7 protein-coding genes are annotated in these 6,098 nt (G+C 29.5%); 2 read left to right on the top strand and 5 right to left on the bottom strand.

What is annotated here, in order from left to right; all coding sequences use genetic code 11:
- Positions 1–238 precede the first annotated feature (238 nt).
- On the bottom strand, positions 239–1,333 hold the full coding sequence (locus Q0O83_RS05295) for an RNA-guided endonuclease TnpB family protein (RefSeq protein ID WP_294094780.1): 1,095 nt from the start codon (positions 1,331–1,333) through the stop codon (positions 239–241).
- Between the two features lie 396 nt (positions 1,334–1,729).
- Here Q0O83_RS05295 and Q0O83_RS05300 point away from each other — a divergent pair, with 396 nt between their 5' ends.
- Positions 1,730–2,434 carry an NAD-dependent protein deacylase gene (locus Q0O83_RS05300; RefSeq protein ID WP_294094782.1) on the top strand — a complete coding sequence of 235 codons (705 nt, stop codon included), beginning with the start codon at positions 1,730–1,732 and terminating at the stop codon, positions 2,432–2,434.
- An 11-nt stretch (positions 2,435–2,445) separates the two neighbouring features.
- Complete coding sequence (locus Q0O83_RS05305; protein ID WP_294094786.1) at positions 2,446–2,847, top strand: DUF2141 domain-containing protein; 402 nt, start codon at positions 2,446–2,448, stop codon at positions 2,845–2,847.
- Positions 2,848–2,889: 42 nt separating this feature from the next.
- On the opposite strand, the gene Q0O83_RS05310 is transcribed toward Q0O83_RS05305, so the two are convergent.
- The 4 genes from Q0O83_RS05310 to Q0O83_RS05325 all read right to left on the bottom strand — a co-directional run bounded on the left by Q0O83_RS05310 (position 2,890) and on the right by Q0O83_RS05325 (position 5,936).
- A complete protein-coding gene (locus Q0O83_RS05310; RefSeq protein ID WP_294094788.1) occupies positions 2,890–3,258 on the bottom strand; it encodes a hypothetical protein in 369 nt (122 codons plus the stop codon).
- A 100-nt stretch (positions 3,259–3,358) separates the two neighbouring features.
- Positions 3,359–3,925: a DUF1847 domain-containing protein gene (locus tag Q0O83_RS05315; RefSeq protein WP_294094790.1), complete on the bottom strand. Its 567-nt coding sequence runs from the start codon at positions 3,923–3,925 to the stop codon at positions 3,359–3,361.
- A gap of 79 nt (positions 3,926–4,004) precedes the next feature.
- On the bottom strand, positions 4,005–4,790 hold the full coding sequence (locus tag Q0O83_RS05320) for a sulfite exporter TauE/SafE family protein (RefSeq protein WP_294094792.1): 786 nt from the start codon (positions 4,788–4,790) through the stop codon (positions 4,005–4,007).
- Positions 4,791–5,060: 270 nt separating this feature from the next.
- Positions 5,061–5,936: a radical SAM/SPASM domain-containing protein gene (locus Q0O83_RS05325; RefSeq protein WP_294094794.1), complete on the bottom strand. Its 876-nt coding sequence runs from the start codon at positions 5,934–5,936 to the stop codon at positions 5,061–5,063.
- Between the last annotated feature and the right edge of the window lie 162 nt (positions 5,937–6,098).

Consider the following 6,098-nt stretch of genomic DNA (forward strand, 5'->3'; position numbering starts at 1 on the left):
AACTAGTCAAACCTAAATTTGTAGCTCTTTCATTAAAGAGTTCATCATTCTAAAAATTATACTAATTAAATTAAAACTTGATAAGGATAATATTTTATATAACTATGTCGTATTTACATTCCATACTGATTAGAGTGAACTACTCCCACTTATATAAGTGGGAGCTTCTTGGGAAGTACCTAACTAGTGTTAGGTATATTGACCAAGCTCAATGGGTAGTTCCTACCCTGTATATATTTTAATAAACCAGTAGAGTTCTACCAACTTCACGAATATTTATACTTGCATTTAGGTCTCTATCCATACTGTGACCACATTCGCAGTTATATACTCTATCTCCTAAAGAAAGTGAGTCTTTTATGTTTCCACAAGATGAACAAGTTTTAGAAGATGGAAACCACTTATCTATTTTTATTACTTGCTTTCCTAAAAACATAGCCTTGTATTGAAGCATAACTGTGAACATGCCCCACCCATTATCAGCGACAGATTTACCAAAGTTTAATGCCTGACTCATACCTTTCATATTTAGATCTTCAAGTATTATCGCATTATACTTTGTAACTAGTTCTCTTGATAACTTATGGAGAAAGTCTTTTCTACTGTTTTTAATGGATTGATGAATTTTAGCAACTTTTAGTTTTACTTTACACCAATTACTTGAGAATTTAACTTTTCTTGATAGCTCTCTTTGAGCTTTAGCTAATTTAGTTTCTAATTTTCTGAAAAATCTAGGATAATCAGCTCTTTGGTTATCAGAGCTAACGAATAATTCTGACATAGAAAAATCAAGTCCAACGATATTATTATCGCTCGGTACTTCTTTTATATCTCTTTGAAATTCAGTAAGAATAGAAACGTAAAAAGCCCCATTAGGTTCTTGGCTAATGGTAGCAGATTTAATTTTATAATTTTGAGGTATATTTCTATGAAGTTTAGCTTTAACTAATCCCAATTTAGGAAGCTTTAAGAAAGTACTCTCTATTCTAATAGAGTTATTAACACTATTTGTAGAATAAGATTTTCTAGCTGTTTTTTTAGATTTAAACTTAGGAAAAGCTGTTCTTTTCTGAAAAAAGTTAGTGAAAGCAATTTTGACATTCATTTGAGCATTGGCAAGAGATAAGCTATCAACTTCTTTTAAAAATGGAAATTCAGATTTAAGAGAAGCAGGAGTAATAACTTTATTTTTACCCTCTAATTCATAAATTTCTTTAGCTTTACTCAAAATTTTATTATATACAAACCTAACACAACCAAAAGTTTGTAAAATCAAATTCGCTTGAATTTCATTAGGATATATCCTGTATCTAAAAGCTAAATTATACTTCAAAGTACACCTCCTTTTTTATAGATTATCCTAGTATTATAAAGGTTTTTACACTAAAAATCAATAAAAAAAGAAAGGCAATTCATCTCACCACCTAAAAAGGTGGGAGAATTCTTGCCCAAACACTATTAAATCTGTCGAAGATGTTATTTTTCAACCTTACTATTAGTCGACAAATTTAAAAAAAATTTTAACAATCTTTTTTTATTATTTTTAAAACTTTTTTATAAAACCTATGGTCTAAATATTATAATAAGTGTTAAAGTAAAAATAATTTAATCCCCCCGAAATAAGAGCCTCTTCCCCCAGAGGTTCTTATTATTTTTTGCAAATATATTCTAATAGTAATATAATTAAGGAAATAGAACTTTTAATTCTTACATATGGAGGTATTTGTAAATGGATGAAAAATGGGATGAACTAGCTAACATTTTGAAAACTAGCAATAATATTGTATTTTTTGGCGGAGCTGGTACATCAACAGAAAGTGGAATTCAAGATTTCAGAGGAAAAGGTGGACTTTATAGTCGTGAATACAAAGGCTATAATCCAGAAGAGATTTTACATATAGATTTCTTCTTAAAAAATAGAAAAATTTTTAACGAATTCTTAAACGAAAAAATGAATTTCAGTAATATAAAACCACACAAAGGTCATTATGCTCTTGTAAAACTAGAATCAATAGGTAAATTAAAAGCTATAATCACGCAAAATATTGATGATCTACATCAAAAAGCTGGCTCTAAAAATGTTTTAGAACTTCACGGAAATATATCTCATTTTTATTGCTTAGCTTGTGGTAAGAAACAAAAAGAAAACTTTAGCTGTTCTTGTGGCGGAATAACTCGTCCACCAGTTACACTATATGGTGAAAATCTAGATGAAGAGGTTGTAGAACTAGCCATCGATGCTATCAAAAAAGCTGATACACTTATCGTTGCTGGAACAAGCCTTACTGTTTACCCTGCAGCATTCTACATCCAATATTTTAAAGGAAAAAATCTTGTTATTATCAATGCCGACGAAACTAAATATGATCAATATGCAACTTTAGTTATCAGAGATAGCTTTGCTGAAGTTATGTCATATGCAATACAAAAATAAAAGGAGAGTTTATGAAGAAAATATTACTATTAACAATCTTAATCACAAATCTACTTTATTCAGCTGATTTAACTGTTATAATTAACAACAGCAACTTAAAAGGAACTGCATATCTTGCACTTTATAAAGGAAAAGAGGGATTCTTAAAAAAGGACTCTGTGTTTAAAGGAGTCAAATTCGAATTGAAACAAAATGAAACTATTGTCAATATAACTGACCTTCCATCTGGAGAGTATGCTTATATTGTTTTTCATGATGAAAATGAAAATGGGACTCTTGATACAAACTTTATGAAAATACCTAAAGAGCCTACTGGTTCTTCAAATAATTTCAGACCAAAATTCAAGCCTAATTACAATGATTTTAAATTCACTCTAGATGACAAAGTTACTCAAAAGATTGATTTAAAGTAGATAAAAAAAGGAAAGATTGATTTCTCAGTCTTTCCTTCATTTTTATAAATAATTGCTATATAATTTTTTTGATGAAGATGATTCTTTTTCAACTTCAATCTCTACTTTAACAGGAATGTTGTCATTCAATTCTTTTCTAACATCTGCTACAATTTTTTCTAACTCTTTCTCTAATCCATCTTTGTTTAATTTTGAAAATTGCTCTCTTGCTAACTCTTTTGGAACTTTTATCTCAATCTCAACTCTATCTTTTTTCACATCAACATCATACTCTTTTATAGACATTTTATTAACGCCATCAGTTAATCTTGGATAACTTCTCAAAAGTTTCATCTCTAATTTATCCTCTAAATAGTCTCCAAAAACTAAACTTGATAATACAACCATCACTGCTAAAACAAATTTTTTCATCTTTTCTCCTCTTTCAAATAGCATTTCTTAATAAGTATTTTACAAAGAGAATTTTATCACATTTCAATCTTTTGTCAACCTTTTTAGTATAATTTCAATATTACTTAAATAATTTTTTCTTATAGTAAGCATCAGCTTGATAAAGAGCTGCTACAGGATTATGACATAATACTCTATCTTTTACTGCAAAAACTGTAACTGGTGATTCAGAATGCTTAATAAATAATGTATCGTGCCCTACACAAAGTCCAAATAAAATGTTCAAATCTGTTTTCAATTCATTCAATGCTAAAGCTTGACCTATTGGATTACACATTATATCATTTTTTACATAACTCTCTTTCTTCTCTTGTGGAATTCCCAAAAATCCTTTTAAAACACCACCATTTTTACAGACAACCGAAACAACTTCTAACCCATGATGTTCTAATATTTTTACAAAAGTCTTAGCTTCTTCATGTAACCCTGTACAGAACGCCAATCCTATCTTTTTATAGTTACATTTTTTTGCAAAAGATATCGTTTCCTCAATTCTAGTCCAATTCGTATTCCCTTCCCCTTCTACTAAAGCCGACTGAACAGCAATCATTAAATTTTCATCCACATGCATCTCTTTTGAAGTTTCTATAAGCTTTTCATCTCTACTTGGACACATTACCTTCGGCATTTTATTTTCCTCTTTAGTTAAGCAGCCTCTTGTTACACATTTTGCACAAATACTCATTTTTATCTTCACCCCTATATTTTTATAAAACTCCTAAATAGTTAACCCCATTATAAATACTAATTAAAATAATCCCAACAACCATACATATATATATTTTATCCACACCTTTTAATGAAAGTCGTTTTGAGATTATTGGTCCTACAGTTCCACCTACTAATCCTCCTGCTACCATCATAACAAAAGCTAGCCAAACAAACTCTGGAACTCCTTTTAAAATTGTTTGAATTACACTTATTCCCTGTGAGAATAAAATTATATAAATCGAGTTTATAGCAGCCTCTTTCGAATTAAGACCGAAAAATAAATATAAAACCATTAAATTAATCGGTCCTCCACCTATTCCTAAAAATGAAGAAAGTGCTCCCAAGAAAAAACCAATTACTAAAGACACTGTCATATTTTCTATGTTATACGGTTTTATTTTTGATTTTTGAATTGTAAATATTAAAACACCAAAAGTTACTAAAGCTAAAACGAAGGATTGAACCGCTCCTGCTATTTGAGGGTTTCCACTTGCTATCTTTACCCAATCAAAAAGTTGCTTTCCTAGCAATCCACCTAATGCAGCACCTATTGCCAAGTAGGTTCCTCTTCTTTTTTGTGGTCTTATTCCAGCTTTACTGTTTCTATATAAAGTCATACTCGTCATCCCCAAAACTGTACACCCTGATAAAAAACTAATTGCAGATACATTCATCGTTCCCATTGCATCTAAGGTTGGTTTTATAATTACTCCACCACCTATTCCACTTATTGCTCCTAAAATAGATGCTCCTACACAGACCAAAAAATATAAAATTTCCATTTCTCTCCCCCATTTCATTTTAATTAATCACAAAGTAATAATACTAGTATTTCGATGATATTATATTTATGAAAATTTTACAATTTTTTTACAATCATTTTTTGATTTTTTGAAGAACATTTTTTGTTCACAAAAAACTAAAACAATACACACTCTCTTATTTCGGTTGTTTTTTTAACTTGTTTTTTAGAAAAAACGACTACTTTTAACTCGTGTAATCTTCTAAATAAAAAACGGTACTGATTTAATAATCAGCACCGTTTTTTTATTTTAACTTAACTTTTCTTTAAAACTACATTTTTTACACAGCTCCTCAACGGCTCTATGATTAGAAAATCCAGAATAAATATTTTTAGCTCTTTCACTTTCTACAATATTTTTAAATCCTTTTTCAAAAATATTTCCTAAATTTATTACTCCCTCTCCATCTAAACAACACGGAATAACAGTACCATCAACTAGTATCCCTATTTGATTTCTAAGACCATAGCAAAATCCTTTTTCCTCATTATAAGTGTTATTCATATCCGGCCACTGAAACTCTAAATCTGAATTTATGTATAGTTTATTTTTTATTTTTAACCCTTTTCCCGGAGTAATCAAATTAGCTATTTTATAATCCAATTCAAACTTATCCTCTATCTTTTTTAGAATATAGTTATTTCCTTTTTGTTGTAAAGACTCACTATCATCTTTATTAAAGTTCCAAAGTCTCAATGAAAGATATGTTTTATCTTTTTCTAATGATCTTTCTACAAAAGAAAGAATATTTTGAAGGTAGTCATTATAGTCAATTGACTCTAAATCTCCATCGAAACTATGTAATGAAAAGTTTATTTGTCTTGGAGCCAACTCACCTAAAAGTAAATCCATTCGTTTTTTAATAAGAGTTCCATTCGTTGTTATATTTACAAAAAACCCTTCTGCTCTAGCTACTTCAAGAATCTCATGTAGATTTGGATGAAACAAAGGCTCTCCCTTCACATGTAAATAGATATGTTGAGTATACCCCTTTATCTCTTTTAATATATTAGTAAATCTTTCAACTGACATATATTCCGCTTTTCTTTTGGTTGTAGGACAAAAACTACATTTCAAATTACAAATATTTGAAATTTCAATATATACTTTTTTAAAGCTATTCATAACTTTCCACCTTTATATTTTTTCTATATTATAGCACATTTTATTATTTTTGTTAAAAAAACTTGACACAATACAAGTATCGTGGTATTATTAATGAGTAAACAAGTCGCGGGATAGAGCAGTTGGCAGCTCGTCGGGCTCATAACCCGAAGGTCGTTGGTT

The sequence above is a fragment of the uncultured Cetobacterium sp. genome, from assembly GCF_945952365.1.
Lineage (GTDB): Bacteria > Fusobacteriota > Fusobacteriia > Fusobacteriales > Fusobacteriaceae > Cetobacterium_A.